Below are 18,823 nucleotides of genomic sequence, written 5' to 3' on the forward strand. Positions count from 1 at the left end.
CAGAGAGGCACCCTCGTGGCACTGACGGACGAGGCGATCGACAAGATCAAGGCGATGATCCTCGCCGGCGAACTCGCGCCCGGCTCCCGGCTCCCCAAGGAGGAGGTCCTCGCCGGACAACTCGGCCTGTCCCGGAACTCCCTGCGCGAGGCGGTCCGGGCGCTGACGGCCATGCGCATCCTGATCACCCGGCAGGGCGACGGCACGTACGTCTCCAGCCTGGAGCCCCATCTCCTGCTGGAGAGCCTCTCCTTCGCCGCCGATGTCTCCCAGGGCCACACGGCTCTGCAGTTGCTCCAGGTACGACGGCTGCTCGAACCGCAGGCGACAGGACTGGCCGCCTCGCTGCTCAAGCAGGAGGATCTCCGGGAACTGCGCAACATCCTCAACCGGTCACGGACCGTCGCCACCGTGGAGGAGTTCGTCGCCCACGACATCGCCTTCCACCTCAGGATCGTCGAGGCGGTCGGCAACCCCGTGCTGTCGATGCTGCTGCAGGTGCTTTCCACCCGCACACAGCGTGTCCGCATCGTCCGCGGCAGCCAGACCCGTCACGCCATGAACAACGCCCACGAGGACCACGAGCAGATCCTCAGCGCGCTTCAGTCACGCGACGCCCTGCTCGCCGCCGCTGCGGCGACCGTCCACATCACGGCCGTGGAGCAGTGGCTGGCCACCAGTCTGACCGATGACCCGATACGGGCGATCGACGACTGACCTCAAGCGCTCTCCCTCAGCCCCCGCCGCCATCCGGTCACCCCCTCCCAACCCCCGACCGGGTGGCGGCGGGCCATGTTCGCGCCCCGGCTGGAGACTGTGTCCTCCAGCCGGGGCCTGACGCGGAAGGCTCCGCCGGACGGGCGCCGGTCAGCCGACTCGCTCAGGTTCCTTGGGCGCCACCTCGGGAGCCATCTGGAGACGCGTGCCCTCGACGTCGAGATCGGGCAGGACACGGCCCAGCCAGGCGGGGAGCCACCAGGCGTGTCGTCCGGCGAGGGCGAGGACTGACGGTACGAGGGTCATGCGGACGGCGAAGGCGTCGATGGCCACGCCGACGGCCAGCGCGAAGGCGATGGGCTTGATCAGGGCGTCGTCCAGGGGGAAGAACCCGGCGAAGACGGTGAACATGATCAGGGCCGCGGCGGTGACGACCCGCACGCCGTGCCGCGCGCCTTCGACCACGGACCGGCGCACCCGGCCGGTGTGGACCCATTCCTCCCGCATCCCCGAGATCAGGAACACCTCGTAGTCCATGGCGAGTCCGAAGAGCACACCGATCAGGATGATCGGCAGGAAACTCACGACGGGACCGGTGTGAGCCAGGCCGAAGATGTCAGCTGGCCAGCCCCACGGAACAGGGCCACGCCCGTGCCGAGTGAGGCCGCCGCCGACAGCAGGAATCCGACGGCGGCCTTGAGAGGGATGCCAGGATCATCCTGGCTCCACCCGTGGTGCGGGCGTGTCACTGGAACTGTGCGAAGAACCTCCAGATCTCTGCCTTGGTCCAGGTGGCGACGCCGCTTTCGCCGGGGGAGCCGTCGACCGGACCGGGTATGTGGCCTCCGTCGAACGCGGCCCATTGGACCGGGTATCCGGCACGGCAGCCCGAGTAGGTGGTGGTGATGTGCGTTCGGCTGCCCGGCGCGGGCTCGCGCGGGCTCTGGGGGGTGCAGCCGTTGTTGCTGACGAATCTGTCGCGCAGGGACCGTCCTTGCGCGATGTTGAGGACGGAGTCGCTGATGCCGTGGATTCCGAAGTAGGCGATGGGCTGGGTGCCGCCGCTGCACCCGCTGATCTGAGCGCCGGAGATGACCGCGACGGCCCTGAAGACGTTCGCCCGGCTGCATGCGAGTGCGTAGCTCATACCGCCGCCCCAGCTGAATCCCGTGGCGAAACGCTGTGCCGGGTTCACACAGAGGCCGCCCTCGATGCGCCGGATCATGTCGTCGACGAAAGTAATGTCCTCACCGCCCGAATTGGCCCAGCCGTTGCCGAGGCCCTGGGGGGCGACGAGGATCGCGCCGTTGTTCGACTGTTCCTGTTGGCCGTAGTAGGACCAGGCGTTCCCGCTCGTGCCGCCCGAAGCGACGTCGCCGGCCGTTCCGCCCCGCCAGTGGAACGCGAAGATCAGCCGGTAGCGGTGGCTGTTGTCGTAGTTGGCGGGAACCCTGAGGATGAAGCTGCGGCTCTTGCCGCCGCTCTGAATCGTGTGCGTACCGCTCGCCAGAGTCGGGGCGCTGCCGCATCCGCCGCCACCCGACGACAGCTTGATCATCTGCCACTGCTGGTTGGCGCCGCCCCAGTCGGAGTACTGGACGACGTTGCCGCCGTCGGCGGTGGAGGCGCCCTGCACCTCCACCGCCTTGCCGCTGGTGCGGTTGATCAGCCGGACGTGGCCCGCGTCGGAGTCGGCCAGGCGGAACTGCTGGTTGGCCCCGTTGTGGTCGGCCCACTGCTGGATCGCGGCACCGTCCGCGGTCGAGGCACCGGCCACGTCGAGAACCTTGCCCGAATGCCGGGCCTTGAGGCGGTAGAAGCCGCCGCCGGAGTCCACGAACTGCCACTGCTGGTGGGCTCCGTCGTTGCGCGTCCACTGGCTGACCCGCGCGCCGTCGGCGGTGGACGTGCCGGAGACGTCCAGTGCCTTGCCGCTGTTGCGATTGACCAGGGCATACCAGGCATTGGTGTCCACCGTCGCCGCCTCGGCGGGCGCCGGATTCACCACGGCGAGCATGCCGATCGCGAGGGTCGCCGCCACCACGGCGGCGACCCGGGACCACCAGCGATGTCTGCGTGAAGGGGCGGGGGAAGCCGCACCGTAGGTCTTCATCGATCCACCCTTTCGTCTGCGGCAGGTCCCATCAGGTGCGGGTCCAGCGCTGGTTGCTGCCGTTCGAGCAGGAGTAGAGCTGTATCAGGGTGCCGTTGGCGGTGCCGCCTGCGACGGCGTCGAGGCAGAGGCCGGACTGGACGCCGACGACGGATCCGTCGGAGTTGAGGCGCCATTTCTGGTTGTCGCCGCCCCAGCAGCTGTAGATCTGGACCTTGGTGCCGTTGCCGGTGCCGGCGGCGTCCAGGCACTTGTTGCCGTAGACCCTGAGCTCGCCGGCGGCGGTGTGCGTCCACCGCTGGTTGGTGCCGTTGTTGCAGTCCCACAGCTGGAGCTGGGTGCCGTCGGTGGTACTGGTGCCGGGCACGTCCAGGCAGCGGCCCGAACCGACGCCCTTGATCGGTCCGGAATCCGAAGGGGGCGTAGTGGAGCCGCCGTTGAGTGCGTTGAGGACGGCGGTGTAGGCGGGCTTCTTGCTGCCGTCGCCGTTGAACAGCAGCGGCGTGTGCTCCGGTCGCCAGGAGTCGGTGTCGCGCACACCCCAGACGGTGATGCCGAGGCAGCGCGGGACGGCCAGGCAGTCGTTGACCACGTTGGCGTAGGTCGTGGCGGGGGCGCCCTGGATGTCGAGTTCGGTGATGGCCACATCGACGCCGAGGGCGGCGAAGTTCTGCAGGGTGGTGCGGAAGTTGCTGTGGTAGGGGCTGCCGCTGTTGAAGTGCGACTGGAAGCCGACGCAGTCGATCGGCACGCCGCGCTGCTTGAAGTCCCGGACCATGGCGTACATGGCCTGGGTTTTGGCCCAGGTCCAGTTCTCGACGTTGTAGTCGTTGTAGCAGAGCTTGGCGGCCGGGTCGGCGGCGCGCGCGGTGCGGAAGGCGACCTCGATCCAGTCGTTGCCGGTGCGTTGCAGGTTGGAGTCGCGCCGGGCTCCGGAACTGCCGTCGGCGAAGGCCTCGTTCACGACGTCCCACTGGGCGATCTTGCCCTTGTAGTGGGCCACCACGCCCTTGATGTGGTCGATCATCGCCTGGCGCAGCGCGCTGCCGCTGAGGTTCTGCATCCAGCCGGGCTGCTGGGAGTGCCAGGCCAGGGTGTGGCCGCGCACCTGCTTGCCGTTCTGCACCGCCCAGTTGTAGACGCGGTCAGCGGCGGTGAAGTTGAACTGGCCCCGCTGCGGTTCGGTGGCGTCGATCTTCATCTCGTTCTCGGCCGTCACCGAGTTGAACTCACGGCCCGCGATCGTCGTGTACGCCGAGTCGCCCAGCCTCCCCGAGGCGATGGCGGTGCCGAAGTAGCGGCCGCTCTGCGCCGCCGCGGCGCCGAGCGTGTTCTCGGCGGCGTGTGCGGTCGGCGGCGCGACCAGTGCGGCGACCACACCGAGGGTGCCGACGACCAGCGCCAACAGCAGGCCGCGGATCTTCCGGCGGACAACGGGTCTGGGAAGGGCGTACGAGCCCATGGCTGTGCCTCCAAGGTAGAAATCACGGAAGGACTGAAGCGCAGGGGAATGCGTCGCGGACGGCACCCGGTCGGCCGTCGGGTGACGTGCGGCGGGCGGCGGGCGACGGTGTTTCGACACAGGCATGGGGGCCCTCCATCGCAGCTCAGCCGGGGGAACGCCACGCGGCGTCGCGTACCTCTCCAACTGCGCGAAGAGCCAGGATGCGCTGGTGCGAACCTCACCGGAGCGTGACGGGGTGGCGCAGGTGCTTTGGTGCGCGGATCTGTCGTGCAGTTGTGCGTGGATCTGTCGTGCAGCACAGATTGCCCAGGGCCAGTGGTTCGACATCTCGAACTAAGGCCGGGTTCTCAGACAGGGATGATTGAGGCATTGACGATGGATCGTCAATACTCCCCGCAGAAGAAGTTTCGGTTTCTCGTCCGAAACATTCGGGAATCCCGGCGAGCTGGGGGCGAACCGCCGGCGCCACCGTCGGCGGATGCCGTAGGGCCGGGGCGAGGCACTGTTTGTGGACAGATCGGCGACAGGCCTTGACCGGAGGGCCCGGCATTCCTAGCTTGTGGCGTCAAAGCTTCCGGGAATTCTTCGAAATGTTTCGAGATCTTCCCTGCATCCCGGCAGTCCGCTCTGCGGTTCATCGGGGTCACCTCACCCCCGCCTCCAAAGGAGTGCCCTCTGATGTGGTTTCGCCACCCGTCCCCGGTCCGTCCAAGACGCTTACTCGCCGTCCTTGCGCCCTTGCTGCTCGTGGCTACCTTCCTCGGTGCCCAGCCCGCCGGCGCGGCGACCGTAGACCCCAACGCCTCATATGTGCTGGTCAACCGCAACAGCGGCAAGGCTCTGGATGTCTACAACATGGCGACCGACGACGGCGCCCGCATCACCCAGTGGACCAGGAACGATCAGAGCCAGCAGCAGTGGCAGTTCGTCGATTCCGGGGGCGGCTACTACCGCATCAAGTCCCGCCACTCGGGCAAGGTGCTGGACCTCCACAACTGGTCCACCGCGAACGGCGGCTCGATCGTCCAGTGGGCCGACCTGAACGCCACCAACCAGCAGTGGCGGCTGGCCGACAGCCCGGACGGCTACGTGAGGCTCATCTCGCGCCACAGCAACAAGGCCCTCGAAGTACAAGGCGCCTCCACCGCCGACAACGCGAACATCGTCCAGTACGACGACTGGGGCGGCACCAACCAGCAGTGGCAGCTGGTCAAGGTCGGCGCCGGCAACCCCGGCCCGTGCGCTCTTCCGTCGACATACCGCTGGACCTCAACGGGCGCGCTGGCGCAGCCCAAGCCGGGATGGGTCTCGCTCAAGGACTTCACCGTCGCCCCGTACAACGGCAGGCAACTCGTCTACGCGACGACGCACGACACGGGGACGAGCTGGGGCTCGATGAACTTCGGCCTGTTCACCAACTGGTCGGAGATGGCCTCGGCCAGCCAGAACAGGATGTCGGCTTCCACCGTCGCGCCCACGCTCTTCTACTTCGCACCGAAGAACATCTGGGTGCTCGCCTACCAGTGGGGCCGGACCGCCTTCTCCTACCGGACATCGAGCGACCCCACCAACCCGAACGGCTGGTCGTCCGAGCAGGTGCTCTTCTCCGGAAGCATCACCGGCTCCGGAACAGGACCCATCGACCAGACGCTCATCGCTGACGGCGCGAACATGTACCTGTTCTTCGCCGGTGACAACGGCAAGATCTACCGGGCCAGCATGCCGATCGGGAACTTCCCGGGCAGCTTCGGCACGACCTCGACAGTGGTCATGAGCGACACGACGAACAACCTGTTCGAAGCCCCGCAGGTCTACAAGCTACAGGGCCAGAACCGCTACCTCATGATCGTCGAGGCGATCGGCTCGCAGGGCCGCTACTTCCGCTCGTTCACGGCCACCAGCCTGAACGGCTCATGGACACCCCAGGCCGCGACCGAGAGCAATCCCTTCGCCGGCAAGGCCAACAGTGGCGCCACCTGGACCAACGACATCAGCCATGGCGAACTGATCCGCACCAGCGCCGACCAGACCTTCACCGTCGATCCCTGCAACCTGCAGTTCCTCTACCAGGGACGCAACCCCAACTCCGGCGGCGACTACGGCCAATGGCCCTACCGTCCGGGCCTGCTGACACTCCAGCGCTGACGGCGTGACACGAATCCGGCTCCGGTACGGAGCCGGCGTGGCGGGCTCGGCGGAAGGCCGAGCCCGCCCGGGACACGCGACAACCATCCCCCAACGCGGTGCCGCCGCCGGTGGCGCTTGCCACGGTCCAGGCGCACCGGGTCGCCTGGAGCCCTGCGGCGGACGAGCCAGGCTTCGGTGATGTGGGTGAACATCGCCTGGGCCGCACCGCTCGGGTCGTGGGCGGCGATGCGCTCGTACGCGGCGATGGCCGCGTTGGAGGCAACGCACATGGCGTGCTCGGGCCACTCCTACGTGGCATCATCACCAAGCACGAACCCTCATCACCGCCGACGCCGGCAGCCTGCACGTCGGCGGCCACGACCTGGCCACCGACCCGCAGGCCGTGCGGGCCGCGATCGGCGTCACGGGGCAGTTCTCCGCCGTCGACGGCCTGATCACCGGCGAGGAGAACATGCTCCTCATGGCGGACCTGCACCACCTCTCCCGCAGCGAGAGCCGCCGTACCTCCTCCGAACTCCTTGAGCGCTTCGACCTGGTGGAGGCCGCGAAGAAGGCCGTCTCCACCTACTCCGGCGGCATGAAGCGCCGCCTCGACCTCGCCATGACCCTGGTCGGCAACCCGCGGATCATCTTCCTCGACGAGCCGACCACCGGCCTCGACCCGCGCAGCCGCCACAACATGTGGCAGATCATCCGCGAGCTCGTCTCCGACGGGGTGACCGTCTTCCTCACCACCCAGTACCTGGAGGAGGCCGACGAACTCGCCGACCGCATCGCGGTGCTCAACGACGGCAGAATCGCCGCCCACGGCACCGCCGAGGAACTGAAGCGGCTCATCCCCGGGCGGACATGTCCGGCTGCGCTTCACTGACCCGGCCGCGTACCAGTCCGCCGCCGTCGCCCTGCGCGAGGCCACCAGGGACGACGAGGCTCTGGCGCTGCAGATCCCCAGCGACGGCAGTCAGCGCGAGCTGCGTTCCATCCTCGACTGGCTGGACTCGGCCGGCGTCGAGGCGGACGAGCTGACCGTGCACACCCCCGACCTCGACGACGTGTTCTTCGCCCTGACCGGCGGTGCCGGCGTCCCCAACCAGCCCAAGGGGACCGTCCGATGAACGCCCTCTCCCTCGCCGTCCGCGACTCGAACACAATGCTGCGCCGCAACCTGCTGCACGCGCTGCGCTACCCGTCCATGACCCTGAACCTGCTCCTCACGCCGATCATGCTGCTGCTCTTCGTTTACGTCTTCGGAGGCGTGATGAGCGCGGGCATCGGTGGCGGCGGGGCGGACCGCTCCGAGTACATCGCCTATCTCGTCCCGGGCCTGTTGATGATGACCATCGGCTCCACCGTGATCGGGGCCGCGATCTCCGTCTCCATGGACATGACCGAGGGCCTCATCGCCCGCTTCCGCACGATGGCGGTCTACCGCGGGTCCGTGCTCGTCGGGCACGTCGTCGGCAGCGTGCTGCAGGTGCTCGCCAGCCTGGTCCTCGTCGGTGCCATCGCCGTGGCCATCGGCTTCCGCTCCACGGACGCCACGGCCCTGGAGTGGCTGGCGGCCTTCGGGCTGATCGCGCTGTTCACCCTGGCGCTCGCCTGGATCGCGGTAGGGATGGGCATGGCCAGCCCGAACCCCGAGGCGGCTGGCAACATGGCAATGCCGCTCATCCTCCTCCCGCTCATCTCCAGCGCCTTCGTCCCCATCGACGCGATCCCGGGCTGGTTCCAGGTGTTGTCGCCCTCCGCCTGCCGCAGCCAGTACTCGGCCTCATCGGGATCGCCGCGCTGCAGGCAGGCGAGGGCGAGGCCCCAGCGGACGCCGATGAAGTCGTGCTCGCCGCCGAGCCGCGGCAGCGCCTCGAGCACGCCTTGAGATACCCGTACGCGGCCTCGCCCTGCTCCGTCTTCAAGCACAGCTCGCCCAGCCGGGCATAGCCCATGACTTGCAGGAACGGGTTGTCGACCGGCGCCAGCACGGTGATGATCCGGCGCGCCGAGGCGAGCGCGCGGTCGATGTCGTGCTCGTACTCCCAGACGTAGGTGGCGACGCACTCGGCGACGCCGGCGAGCAGCGGCTGCTCGCTGTCGCAGAGTTTCCGCAGCACTTCGTAGTCAGGAGGCAGCATCTCGGGAACGGCGCTCAGCACTACCGCGGTGGCGCCCACCAGCGTGTCCGGCGGGGCCGGGGGCAGGCGCCGGAGGGTGACGAGCTGGCGTACGACGTGCGGGCCGTAGCCCATGAACAGACTCGCCGTGCACAACACCGCGGCGGCGCGGGCGACTTCGACGTATTCGGGCTCGGGGTGGTAGTGCGACAGCGGTGGGCCGGTGTCCGCGGCGAGGGCGGTGAGGCGGGGGTAGTCGGAGCCGGTGGACCACAGGGCGGCGAGGACAGCGGTGAGGGCGGCGGCGGTGGGGCCGTCCGTACGGGCCAGGGCGTGCCGCAGGGCCGGCACGAGGTTGTCCTGCTCGGCCCTGACCCGCTCCCGGGCGGCAATGGGACCTTCCCTGCCCGAGCGGAGCCGAGAGCTCGGGGAAGGTTCCGAGCCGAAGATCCAGTCGTGGTACGCGACCCCGAAGTCCCGCGCCCAGGCGAGGAACCGGCCGACGGCCTCCTCGTCCTCGCCCGCCTCCGCGCGCCGTGACGCGCTGAACTCCCGTACGGTCTCCAGCATCCGGAACCGCACGCCGGCCGGGGTGTCGGAGACGGTGAGCAGCGACTGATCTGCCAACTGCTCGAGCAGGAACAGCGCGTCCTCGCCGAACACATGCTCCGCCGCCTCGGCGGAGAAGCCGCCGGGAAAGACGGACAGTGTGCGCAGCGCCGCCCTGGCGTCCTCGTCGAGGAGGTTCCAGCTCCAGTCCACGACCGCGTGGAGCGTGCGGTGGCGCTCCGGCACGTCCCGCGCCCCGCCGCGCAGCAGCGCGAACCGGTCGCCGAGGCGGCGGGCGATCTCCGGCACCGAAAGGGCCCGCACCCGGACCGCGGCCAGCTCGACGGCGAGCGGTAGTCCGTCGAGGTGGCGGCAGAGACCGGCCACCGCGTCGGGCGGCAGTTCCACTCCGGGACGGGCGGCCCGGGCCCGTTGGGTGAGCAGTTCGACCGAGGTGTCGAGACCGAGCTCCGGAAGCGCGTACACCGCCTCCGATGTGAGGCCCAGCGGGGCCCGGCTGGTGGCGAGCACCCGCAGGTCCTTGGAGGACGAGACCAGGGCCTGTACGAGGTCGGCGGCGCCCCGGATGACCTGCTCGCAGTTGTCGAGGACCAGCAGAGCGGGACCGGAGCCGAGCACGCCGAGGATGCCGGACACCGGGTCGGCCGAGGCGTGGCCGCTCAGGGCGCCGGCCCGCCCCTCGCCCGCACCGAGCGCGGAGGCCACCTCCGCGGCCACGTCCTCGTCCGCCGTGACGCCGGCGAGCGGCACGAAGTACACCACGCGTTGCTCGGCCCGGCGGCTGACGGCGTGCGCGAGCCGGGTCTTGCCGAGGCCGCCCGGACCGACGACGTTGACGGCACGGGAGGCGCTCAGCAGCCGCCGCACCGCCGCGATGTCCTCGTCCCGCCCGAGAAGCGGGTTCGGCTCGTGCGGCACGCCGTGCCGGACCACGGGTGCCTCGCCGCGCAGCAGTTCCCGCTGCACGGCCTTGAGCCCGGCGCCCGGATCCGTGCCGAGCGTCTCGCGCAGATCACGGCGGTACGCCTCGTACCGCATCAGCGCGGCGGACGGGCCCGCCGTCACCGCCTCGACCCGCAGCAGCTCGACGAGCACCTCCTCGTCTCGCGGATGCTCCGAGGCGGCCGCCGTTAGCGGCCCGGCCGCCTCCGCGTGCCGTCCGAGGCGGGCGAGCGCGAGCGCCCGCGCGCGTATGAGAGTGCCGCGGACGGGGGCGCGCTCGGTGCGCAGCGCGGCTACCGGGTCGTCGGTGTCGTACGCCTCGTCAGGGGTGCCCTCCCACAGCGCGAGCCCGGCCTCGGCCGCGGCCAGCGATCCCGCGTGGTCCCCTGCCCTGGCCCGGTCCGCGCTCGCGGCGGCGTGCAGCAGCAGGGCGGAGCTGTCGACCTGGTCCTCGGCGAAGGTGAGCCGGTATCCGGTCGGTGTGCCGGCGATGACGTCGGCACCCAACTGCGCCCGCGCCCTGGACACCAGGACCTGCACCGCCTTCGCCGGCCGCTCCGGCAACTCGTCCGGCCACAGCCCCGCCACAAGGCGCTCGGTGCCGCAGCCCGTGCGTAAGTCGCCGGCGAGCAGCGCGAGGAGGCCGCGGAGCCGGGGCGCGGTGATCTCCTGTCCGCGATGGGCGACACGCGGCAGGAGGGTCAGGTCGATGGTCACGCGTGCAGATTAGCCAAGTCGCCCACCACCACGAGGGCGCACAGGGATCGCACCCACCCACAGCCTCAGCCCAAAGAGCGACGTCCCGGTCCAGGCCCGACGCTCCCCTCCCGCCATCTCCTCACGCACCCCGCCCCCTCGGCCGGGCACTCCCGGGCAAACCAGGGAAATGGAGGGAACAATAATCGTAGGTCAGCGGACCCTTCTTCGTGGTTCTAGCGTGCCGGCGGCAGCTCAGGGGCAGCCAGCGGAGCACCGTCGTATCCCTTCACCTCCCCGAACCGCGTGCCTTGACGTGATCAGTCCGGGGGCTTTCGCGGAACTCTCACAGATGACCATTTCTGCGAACACTAAGCGTGCATCCATGGCCTGAGATGCAGGCCTTCCAGCGGTCGAAGTCGAAGGACGTCTGTAGGTGCGTGACAGCCGAGTCCGTCTATGTCGATCGCCGGGGTGACGCTATGTTCTTCACACATCACCCGGGTGAAGCACTCGGCAGGCGGCGCGTGACCGGCGGTCACGCGCCCGAACGCACGATGGGGGCGGACGAGCGGATGAGCGTGCATTTAGGGCGTCCCGGCGCACGGCAGGGCCGCCGGTGGCGGGGCGTGGGTGTCTCAGTCGCCCGATTCGTCGCGGCGGCTGCCGCTGGCGCACTCACGGGACTGGCCGTCTTCAGCCTCACTCAGGTGACCAGTCGCATTCTGTTCGTCGTTACGGGCGGCGCGGTGGGTGCCGTGACCGTCCTCGCCGTGCAGTGGTACCGGCGCCTCGCCCAGCTTACCGAGGTGAAGGTCACCATCCCGCAGCTGAGCGAGCTCACATTCGCTGTTAACAACGACTCCCGCCAGGTCGCCTGGCGCATGTTCGTCGAAACAGTGACCCGTGTATCGACACAGCCCCTGGCCAGTGACGAGGGAGTCGTCCGGGAAGCGCTCACATCGATGTACGGGCTGTTCGCTACGACGCGGGAGACGCTGAAGGCAGCGCGCCCCTCCGCTCCGGTACCCGGCGGCCAGACGGTTGAGTACCTCGCGATCACCATGCTGAACCGCGAGCTGAGGCCGTTTCTGTCCCACTGGCACCCACGGCTGAGGGAGTTTGAGCAGGCCCACCCCGACGGCCCGGAGTCTGAATGGTCGGAGAACGGTGCCTGCCGGGCAGAATTGCAGCGGGTGCAGCGCGACATCCACGCCTACGCCATCGGCTTCGCCCGCCTCGCCGGTGTTCGTGAAGCCGAGACCCTCATCGGGCACGTGCCCCTCCCCCGCAGCCCCGACGCCAGAACCGAGGGGAGCACCACGCCGCCCGGCGGCAACGGGCGGACCCCGCGGTGAGCTCGGCGACGGGCATGAGACGGATTCGTAGGCGTGGTGCAGACGGCACCCCTCGCGGCGAGTCAGGCGAATACGACGCGTTCGTCTCGTACAGCCACGCTTGGGACAAGGACGTAGCGAAGGCCTTCCAGAACGCATTGCAGGGTTTCGATTGTCCCTGGTATCGGCCGAGAAGCCTGAAGTTGTTCCGTGACGAGACCAATCTCGCGGCAAGTCCCCATCTCTGGCAGGAGATCGAGCAGGGGCTGACCCGGTCGCGGTGGCTCGTGGTGATGGCGAGCCCGCTGGCAGCCGCGTCCCCGTGGGTGCAGCAGGAGATCCGCTGGTGGCTCACCCACCGGTCTGCGGACACCTTGCTCATCGGCTGGACCGACGGCACATTGTTCTGGGACTCCGAACGGGCGGGGTTCGACTGGTCGCGTACCGACGCCCTGCCGAAGCAGGAGATGGAGCGGGCATTCGACGCGGAGCCCCGTTGGGTGGACCTGCGCTGGCTGCGCAGTCCGGAGCAGGCCAGTGCGGCCGACCCCCGGCTGGTCGAATGCGTTGCGGAATTCGTCGCACCCCTGACAGGCAAGTCCAAGGACGAATTGATCGGCGACCATGTACGTCGGCACCGTCAGACTCGCCGTCTGGTGAAGACCACGCTCGCAGCGCTCACCGTACTGTTCCTCTTGGCCGTCGCCGGAGGGGTCACCGCCTATACCCAGCGCAACGCTGCCCGCGCCCAGACCCTGGTAGCGCAGTCCAGGCAACTGGTCGCCGAGGCCTCGTCGATCAGGGACGCCCAGCCGGATCTGGCACGCCAGTTGCTAGTACAAGCGTACCGGCTCGCGCCGACAGCAGAGGCGGTCGGCGCGCTCGTCGACAGCTACGCGATGCCCCGGGTTGTCCACGGCCGCGGATTGGTGCGCGCGGCGGCCGCATACAGCAGCCGGGGCCTGCTCGCCGTAGCCGACGACGGCCTCCGGCTGTTCGACCCCACGCGCGGAACACAGCCGATCTTCACGACGTCCATGAAACGCCAGGCGACCGCTGTCGCCTTCAGCCCGGACGGCAAGCAGTTAGCCCTCGGCGGCGCGAACGGCACTGTGTGGCTGATGGACGTGACGGAGGGCAGCCGCCTCAGGGCCTTGGCAGAGACGCCCGGGGTGCGCGATCGCAGGGAGGTCCGCGTCCTCGTCTTCACCTCAGGCGGGCAGCTGGTCGCCATGACATGGAAAACAGGCGCCATCCTTGACGTCTCGGATCCCGCTCAGCCGAGGTCCCTCGGCCCCTTGCCCGATTATCCAGTAGCGGCAAGCCCGAGTGGCGATCTGATCGTTACGGAGGAACGAGACGCGGGAGGAGCGTACTTGGGACACCTGCGACTGTGGACCGTGTCCGGCTCCGCCAGACCGCGCCCGGTCGCCACGGTCGCCTCGCCACCCGTCGACGTCTCCGAAACCCCGCAGCGCGCGGTGTTCAGCCCCGACGGCCCGCTGCTCGCCATCGCCAGTGAGGACAGCAGGGTGAGTCTGTGGGACGTCGCAGACCCCGCCCGCCCAGTCGCCAGAGCAGACTTGTACACACAGAGCAGGTTCGGCATCTATTCGGTGGCCTTCTCCCCCGACGCGACGACCCTGGCCACCGGAGACAGTGACGGAACCGTCGCCCTCTGGGACGTGTCCGACCCCTTACGCCCCCGTTCCGGCGCCCGGTTAAGCGGCCACACGACGACGGTGGGCGGGCTCGCCTTCAGTCCGGACGGGCACACCGTGGCCTCGACCGACGCCTACGACACGCTGCTCGACGACGGCACAGGCGGCCGTGCCGTCCGGTTGTGGGCGGTGTCGGGAAGCGAGCGGACCTCCACGTTCACGACCTTGCCGGCCGAGGGGACCTTTCCGCCCGCATTCAGTCCGGACAGCCGCATTGTGGCCGCTGGCGGCGAACCCACGACCCTATGGCGGGTGGATGGCACAGGCGCACCTCGTCTCCTGTCGACTGTGGAGACGGTCAACCCCGGCGGTCAGGCTGCGGCCTTCGGCACCGACGGGCGCACCCTGTTCTCCGGTATGCCCCTGAAGGCATGGGACATGACCGACCCGACTCACCCACGGCTGCTGACCCGGGGGGCGGCCCGCAAGGTCGGAGCGAAGAGTCTGGCCGTCAATCCCGTCCTTCCGTTGGCTGCAGCACGGAGCAGCCCTGGCGACCGGGCACAGGTGTGGGACATTGGTGACACCACGCGGCCCACCCTGCTCGGCACACTCGACAGTCCGGGCAACGGTCACCAGAATCTCGCCTTCAGCCCGGACGGTACGCTGCTGGCGGCACCGACCCAGACGGGCGGCATACGGCTCTGGTGGGTCGCCCGGCATGCCCCGCCCAGACCCGCGGGCGACCTCCCCACGGCGAAGGGCACCCGCGCGCTGGCATTCGGCCCGCAGGGCCGCACCCTGCTCGTCGGGGACGAGACTGGAACGATCAGCACCTGGGACGTATCGCGTCCCGGACGTCCGGTGCGCCAGGGGGTTTCCACCCGGCACACCGGCGCCATCACCGGCCTCGCCTTCCATCCCGGCGGAGAACTCATGGCCACCGCCGGCCTGGACGGCCGCATCCGCCTTTGGGATGTCAGGAACCCGGCCCGTCCCGTCGAAGTGACCGCGCTGAGTGACGGCGGCCTGTACCCCCACGCGACCGTGGGCTTCAGCCCGGACGGGCGCCTGCTAGCGGTCAGCGACAGCGCAGGCACGCGGCTGTGGACGGTGGACCGGACCGGCATCCTGCAGCAATTGTGCGCCGAGTCCCCACGAATCACCCCCGACCAGTGGGCCCAGTACCTCCCGGACCGGCCCTACGACCCACCCTGCTCCTGACGCACGAGACGGAGGACACCGTGGCAAACGGCTTTCAGCGCACCATCCCGCTCACCGCGTTCCTGACGATCCTTCTGATGACCGGCGCGTGCGACGCCCCGAACCCTGCTCCCCCAATCACGCCGTCGTCCCAGCAGCCGACTTCCTCCGCCTCTGACTCCCCGCCTGACTCCCCGCCGGACGCTTCCTCAGTCCTCGGACCTGCGCCGGCGGACCTGCACGACCTGAACTGGGCCGATGTCCCTATCCCGGGCGAGTTCTGCGGCGTGCCGGGCCTCGTGCGACTCGGCCCCACAGGCGAAGCCATGGCCACCTCACGGACATGGGGATCGGTGCGCGTCATTCGAACGAAGAACACCCTCTACGGCGACACCGACGGCGACCACCGCGACGAGGCCGTCGCCTTCGTCGGGTGCGACGACAACGGAGCCACGCAGAACGCAGACATCGCCGTCGGATACGTGGTGTACGCGCATGCAGGGAAGAACCTCGCCGTCCTCGGCTCGATCACCCCACGACAGAAGTCCACCGCGTACCACACGGCACTCGCAGGAGCGGAGTTCGCACCAGGCCAGATCATCGTGCACGAGAAGTGGTATCGCCCCAACGACGCGCACTGCTGCCCGAGCGGTGACGCGACCACCGTCTGGACCCGTGAGGGCAACCGGCTGACACCCGGTGTCCCCCGCATCACCTCGTGACGGGGCACCTCGCGACGGGAGCAGCGGGCGTGCAGACTTCCGGGCCCATCTGCGCGTCGCGCGTGGCGGGGGTGCTCAGCGGCTCCTCCTCGCCCAGCAAGGCGTACACCTGCCGCTGGACGACCTCGCAGAACGCCGCGGCGTCGTTCTGCGCGGCCATACGGGAGGTGATGAAGAACGACACGACATCGACGCCAGGTGGAGGATTCAGGACGAACTGCGCCAGCAGGGCGGACTTTCCCTCCCACCGGGGCCACCCAGCGCCAGTAGCCGACGCCGAGACCTTCCGTGGGGACATCGTGCGCGCAGAAGGCGGCCAGCTGGGCGAGTTCACTCTCACGCCCCTGGAAGTCGGCGGCGGCGTAGTCCTGTTCCACCTTCAGGAGATAGCCGGAGACGGCGATGCACCGTGCGACACCTGCACGCGGCTGTCAATCATCACGCCGCTGTTGGCGAAGGCACCGGCTCCCTCGGCGAAGGATCCGCCCGACTTGCGCACCGCGGCGCGGCTGCGGAAGAACATCGGATGCGCCGCTATTCCTGCCGCCGGTAACCGGTGTTCGCGCTGCCGCCGTCCGCCCGCGCGTCACCGGTCTCCCCGACCGCGACCGCACCGGCGGACGAGGAGGCGACCACACCCGTGTCGGCGCCCCCGCCACCAGTGGTCGTGGCACGCCCGGTCCTGGACACCTGTACGGACGTGCTTCTGGACGGGCTCAGCAGCGCCCAGACACCGACCCCCAGGGCGGCCACGCCGACCACCGCGGAGACCACCCCGGCCACCTGGTTCGCCCGGTCCCACTCAGCAGCGACAGCGCACCAGCGAGGACCGCCAGGACCATCACCGTCGTGACCAGGACGGCGCGCCGGTCACCCCCCACAGCCACCCCTCCATCCCCCACGCCTCGTCGAGCGGGCGGAACCGCACCGAGCATCGGTAGGCCCCGCCACATGCCGATCCCCACCATACGGCCAGGCCCACGTCGCCGTGGGGGAAAGCCCTGGGGAGCCCTGGGGGCAATGGCACCCCGGACAACGTGTCCGTACGGCCCGCCACAAGGCCGAAAGCGTCGGCCGATATGAGGAACCCCCTGGGACTTTTCTGGGACTTCCGGCTGCGTCAAGGGGCACGAGCGTGAAACACGCGAATGACGAATAGCGTAGGTCATCGGCTCGCGCGTCCATCGCTGCACGTCAAAACGCTGACTGGTCTCTTCCGGGGCAAGTGACCATCAGGAACCAGCAGCTCCTCGCAGAGCGTCGCCCGCCCTCGGCGCCCCTTCGATATACGCCACCCGATAGGTCCTCCTGACCTGCCCGACAACCCGCCTGACACCTCATCAGGACGAGCGTCAAATGAGCGTCACGGCCGCCCAGCTCGGACTTCTCAAGGCGGGCCACTGCTCAGCCCGCGGGCACGCCGAGAGCGCACTTCTCCGCCGCCTCGGATAGTGCCCCGTCCCGTGGCAGACGATCAAGGTGTGGGGGCACGTGGGCACGTGCCCGGGGCAGACACCGTCGTGCGCCGAGATGGTCGGCGATCGCCGACCAGGCGACATCGTCGCGGATAGGCAAGGACTCACGTGGTGGGGCGGGAGTGCACGCTGACGGCATAACCGCAGCCTTGGTAGTAGGGGTCGCCGCTCCAGGTGGCGTAGCGCTGCCGCAGGGTCAGTCCGGACTGGGCGCACCAGTGGTCGAACTCTGCAAGGGTCACCGATGGTTCGGGCAGCGGCAGGTGTGCCGCGTCCAGTCCCATGCCCGTGACCAGCAGACCGCCGGGGCGCAGTGCGGCGGCCAGCTGCCGGACGACAGCTGGTTCGGTACCGGGGGCCAGCAGAGGGATGACGTTTCCGGCGGCCAGCGCCAGGTCGAAGCCCGGATTCAAGCCGAGGGCATCCAGACGGGCCAGGTCGCCGAGGAGCCACTCCTGCGTGGGCGCGTCGCGGCGGGCAACAGCGAGCATCGAGGGGTCAACATCCACGCCGGTGCAGTAGTGGCCCAGCTCGGCGAGCCGGATCGCGATCCTGCCAGTGCCGCAGCCAGCGTCGAGTATCCGGGCGGCTGGCTTCAGCAGCGCGGCACAGAAGGCGGCCTCGCCGTGGATGTCTTGGCCCGATTCGGCGAGCCGCGCGAAACGCTGAGCGTACTCCTCTCCGGCTTGTCCGCCGGTCAGTTCCGCCCAACGGTCGCGTTGCCCGGTCATGTTCAGCGTGCCTTCCGGTCAGCCTCGCCCAGCAGGAGCGAGGACAGTGCCATCGCCCTATTCCGCTCGTCGGTCCAGACCTCGCGGCCTGCTACGACGGTACACAGGGCGAGGCTCGCACAGGAGTCCGACCATGCGCTACCTCTGCACCCGTACCTGGCCACCCGGCTGCCGTCGTCAGGCACCCAGTGACGTGAAAGCGTGACGGTCAGGTGGTGCGGCGCAGGTATCCCCTCCCGCCAGGTGGGTGTTGGCCCTCCCACACCAACACGATCGGACCGCTGGAGTTCCATCTCTCCGCCGCACCGACCGACCGAACGGAGCGCGCCGCGCCGCACCGGGCAGCGGCGCAGTCGCCTTGCTTCTCGACTGAGTTGCCCGCCGGTACAGCGGTGCCGCTCAAGGGTGAGGACGGCTTTGGCGATTGACGTCATGCGGTTCGGGCTGCAGCGGGCGTGACGGAAGATCCGCCAGGATTTGAGCCGTGCCACGCCGCGTTCGAGCGGTGCCCGTGCCGCGGATAGTGCGCGGTTGACGGTTTGCTGGGTGGGCGTGAGGCCACGGCCTGGTGGGCGTCGGAGGGGTGTCGTCACCCATGGGCCGGCGCCCATGTAGGCGCGGTCGGCCAGGATCGGGACGCCTTGGCGTTCGCAGCTCCGGATGACCCCGTGAGTACGGGCTGCGGTCAGGTCGTGAGCGCGGCCGGCAGAGCGGGCGAGAGCCACAGCACCTCCCCGCGGATCGGTCACCACCTGCACATTCACCCGTGCCGACGGTGCTTGTGGGAGTAGTCGGCCTGTCTGTCACCGACCCGGTCGCACTCCTGCCGCGAGCTCGCGTATGTCCCTGTCCGTTGCCATGCGCTCCCTCTCCGTCTACCTCGGCCTGTTGACAGACGAGCGTACGGGGAGCGGAATCGGACTGATCGACAAGGT

At 69.3% G+C, this 18,823-nt stretch carries 13 protein-coding genes and 4 pseudogenes; 7 read left to right on the plus strand and 10 right to left on the minus strand.

Annotated features, from left to right (window positions below; genetic code table 11):
- Positions 1–15 precede the first annotated feature (15 nt).
- Complete coding sequence (locus tag AOQ53_RS35890; RefSeq protein WP_059423877.1) at positions 16–717, plus strand: FadR/GntR family transcriptional regulator; 702 nt, start codon at positions 16–18, stop codon at positions 715–717.
- A 150-nt stretch (positions 718–867) separates the two neighbouring features.
- Here the strand turns inward: AOQ53_RS35890 and AOQ53_RS42265 are convergent.
- The 3 genes and pseudogenes from AOQ53_RS42265 to AOQ53_RS35905 all read right to left on the minus strand — a co-directional run.
- A pseudogene (locus AOQ53_RS42265) lies at positions 868–1,424 on the minus strand (MMPL family transporter); the annotation flags it as partial.
- A 38-nt stretch (positions 1,425–1,462) separates the two neighbouring features.
- Positions 1,463–2,761 carry an RICIN domain-containing protein gene (locus tag AOQ53_RS35900; protein WP_078945661.1) on the minus strand — a complete coding sequence of 433 codons (1,299 nt, stop codon included), beginning with the start codon at positions 2,759–2,761 and terminating at the stop codon, positions 1,463–1,465.
- 100 nt (positions 2,762–2,861) lie between these two features.
- Positions 2,862–4,292 (minus strand): endo-1,4-beta-xylanase, encoded by a 1,431-nt coding sequence (locus AOQ53_RS35905; protein ID WP_059423833.1) that lies wholly within the window; start codon positions 4,290–4,292, stop codon positions 2,862–2,864.
- 681 nt (positions 4,293–4,973) lie between these two features.
- Between AOQ53_RS35905 and AOQ53_RS35910 the strand changes: the two genes are divergently transcribed.
- The 3 genes and pseudogenes from AOQ53_RS35910 to AOQ53_RS42275 all read left to right on the plus strand — a co-directional run bounded on the left by AOQ53_RS35910 (position 4,974) and on the right by AOQ53_RS42275 (position 8,319).
- Positions 4,974–6,440, plus strand: coding sequence for a non-reducing end alpha-L-arabinofuranosidase family hydrolase (locus AOQ53_RS35910; RefSeq protein ID WP_059423834.1), 1,467 nt, complete (start codon positions 4,974–4,976; stop codon positions 6,438–6,440).
- A 316-nt stretch (positions 6,441–6,756) separates the two neighbouring features.
- Positions 6,757–7,558, plus strand: a pseudogene (locus tag AOQ53_RS35915) (ATP-binding cassette domain-containing protein); the annotation flags it as partial.
- Positions 7,555–8,319, plus strand: a complete 765-nt coding sequence (locus AOQ53_RS42275) for an ABC transporter permease (RefSeq protein WP_078945662.1) — start codon at positions 7,555–7,557, stop codon at positions 8,317–8,319. The pseudogene AOQ53_RS35915 and the gene AOQ53_RS42275, both read left to right, overlap by 4 nt.
- Positions 8,320–10,129: 1,810 nt before the next feature.
- On the opposite strand, the pseudogene AOQ53_RS48295 reads toward AOQ53_RS42275, so the two are convergent.
- Positions 10,130–10,780 (minus strand): annotated as a pseudogene (locus AOQ53_RS48295) (AfsR/SARP family transcriptional regulator); the annotation flags it as partial.
- A 192-nt stretch (positions 10,781–10,972) separates the two neighbouring features.
- A pseudogene (locus AOQ53_RS43930) lies at positions 10,973–11,070 on the minus strand (pirin family protein); the annotation flags it as partial.
- Between the two features lie 129 nt (positions 11,071–11,199).
- On the opposite strand from AOQ53_RS43930, the gene AOQ53_RS35925 reads away from it, so the two are divergent.
- The 3 genes from AOQ53_RS35925 to AOQ53_RS47035 all read left to right on the plus strand — a co-directional run bounded on the left by AOQ53_RS35925 (position 11,200) and on the right by AOQ53_RS47035 (position 15,682).
- Complete coding sequence (locus tag AOQ53_RS35925; RefSeq protein WP_236711926.1) at positions 11,200–12,117, plus strand: hypothetical protein; 918 nt, start codon at positions 11,200–11,202, stop codon at positions 12,115–12,117.
- A complete protein-coding gene (locus tag AOQ53_RS35930) occupies positions 12,114–14,981 on the plus strand; it encodes a TIR domain-containing protein (RefSeq protein ID WP_236711927.1) in 2,868 nt (955 codons plus the stop codon). The genes AOQ53_RS35925 and AOQ53_RS35930 overlap by 4 nt, the downstream gene beginning before the upstream one ends.
- Positions 14,982–15,313: 332 nt before the next feature.
- Complete coding sequence (locus AOQ53_RS47035; protein WP_236711928.1) at positions 15,314–15,682, plus strand: hypothetical protein; 369 nt, start codon at positions 15,314–15,316, stop codon at positions 15,680–15,682.
- Here the strand turns inward: AOQ53_RS47035 and AOQ53_RS45380 are convergent.
- The 5 genes from AOQ53_RS45380 to AOQ53_RS48300 form a co-directional block, all read right to left on the minus strand.
- Positions 15,672–15,866, minus strand: a complete 195-nt coding sequence (locus AOQ53_RS45380; RefSeq protein ID WP_059423837.1) for a hypothetical protein — start codon at positions 15,864–15,866, stop codon at positions 15,672–15,674. The genes AOQ53_RS47035 and AOQ53_RS45380 overlap by 11 nt on opposite strands.
- A gap of 195 nt (positions 15,867–16,061) precedes the next feature.
- Positions 16,062–16,205, minus strand: a complete 144-nt coding sequence (locus AOQ53_RS45075) for a hypothetical protein (RefSeq protein ID WP_167745800.1) — start codon at positions 16,203–16,205, stop codon at positions 16,062–16,064.
- A gap of 11 nt (positions 16,206–16,216) precedes the next feature.
- Entirely contained in the window at positions 16,217–16,456 is a 240-nt protein-coding gene (locus tag AOQ53_RS35945) for a hypothetical protein (RefSeq protein ID WP_236711929.1), read from the minus strand.
- Between the two features lie 805 nt (positions 16,457–17,261).
- Positions 17,262–17,888 (minus strand): class I SAM-dependent methyltransferase, encoded by a 627-nt coding sequence (locus AOQ53_RS35950; protein ID WP_059423839.1) that lies wholly within the window; start codon positions 17,886–17,888, stop codon positions 17,262–17,264.
- Positions 17,889–17,890: 2 nt separating this feature from the next.
- Positions 17,891–18,652, minus strand: a complete 762-nt coding sequence (locus tag AOQ53_RS48300) for a transposase family protein (RefSeq protein ID WP_408055224.1) — start codon at positions 18,650–18,652, stop codon at positions 17,891–17,893.
- Positions 18,653–18,823 lie beyond the last annotated feature (171 nt).

The sequence above is a fragment of the Streptomyces azureus genome, from assembly GCF_001270025.1.
In the GTDB taxonomy this organism is placed as follows: Bacteria; Actinomycetota; Actinomycetes; order Streptomycetales; family Streptomycetaceae; genus Streptomyces; species Streptomyces azureus.